Here is a 1,072-nt window from a genome sequence, read left to right on the forward strand (position 1 = left end):
CTCCCACGCCATTCTCGCAAGGCTAGGTTGGCGTGGGAGCGGGCTTGCCCCGCGATGAGGGCTTGCCCCGCGATGAGGGCTAACCTGTCAGCGCACAACTACAGCCCCTTGCACTACTTTGACCTTCGGTTTACGAAACACCAACACGTTCCCCGCCATCACCGCCACCAGCCCCAACAGCGCTGGCGCCGTCCATTGATAACCCTCGGCAACCGCCGACACGTTCAGCGCCACCAACGGGAACAGCACCGTGCAATAGGCCGCGCGCTCCGGCCCCATGCGCCCGACCAGGGTCAGGTACGCGGTAAAGCCGATGACCGAGCCCGGGATCACCAGGTACAGCAACGAGCCGATATAGCGCGTGTTCCATTCCATGGCGAATGGCACCCCGTTGAGCAGGCAATACACCGCCAACATCGCCGCGCCGTAGACCATGCCCCAGGCGTTGGTGGTCATCGGCTTGAGCCCGGCTTTTTGCTGCATGCTCGAAAGCATGTTGCCGGCCGAGAAACACAGCGTGCCGAGCAGCGCCAGGCCCAGGCCGTAGAGGGTTTCGCGGCTGGCAGCGTGGCTGGACAGTTCGGGCCAGAACAATAACCCCAGCCCGAGCAAGCCCATCGCCCCACCGGCCAAAACATTGCTGGCGATCCGTTGGCCGAAGAACACCCGCGCATTGAGCGCATTCCACAGGGTCGCGGTGGAGAACACCACGGCGATCAGGCCGCTGGCGATCCATTGGCTGGCAGTCAGGAAGCACATGAAGTTGACGCAGAACAGGCACAGGCCCTGGGCCAGGCAGATCAAATGGCCGCGGCGGTTCATCGGTTGCAGGCGGCGGGTCAGCAGGAGGATGGCGAACAGGATCAGCCCAGCCAGGGCGAAGCGGTAGACGATCGAAACGGGGATGGCAACCACGCCCAGTTGTAGCTTGAGGGCAATCCAGGTGGTGCCCCAGATGAGCACGGTGAGCAGGTAGAGCGACAGGTTCATGGCTGGATCCTCAGGCAGGTATTGGTACCCATCGCGGGGCAAGCCCGCTCCCACGCAGATAGCCAGTGCTGGATAGGCAGCG

At 63.4% G+C, this 1,072-nt stretch carries 1 protein-coding gene; it reads right to left on the reverse strand.

The annotated features are described in order from the left end of the window. Positions 1–87: 87 nt before the first annotated feature. Positions 88–990 (reverse strand): DMT family transporter, encoded by a 903-nt coding sequence (locus tag AAZU54_RS27260; protein ID WP_186553796.1) that lies wholly within the window; start codon positions 988–990, stop codon positions 88–90. Positions 991–1,072 lie beyond the last annotated feature (82 nt).

The organism is Pseudomonas sp. Je.1.5.c, from assembly GCF_051129895.1.
GTDB lineage: Bacteria > Pseudomonadota > Gammaproteobacteria > Pseudomonadales > Pseudomonadaceae > Aquipseudomonas > Aquipseudomonas urmiensis.

What these genes read in the sequence shown, in the direction of transcription:
- AAZU54_RS27260 (WP_186553796.1), bottom strand. Translation starts at nt 990, where the DNA reads ATGAACCTGTCGCTCTACCTGCTCACCGTGCTCATCTGGGGCACCACC.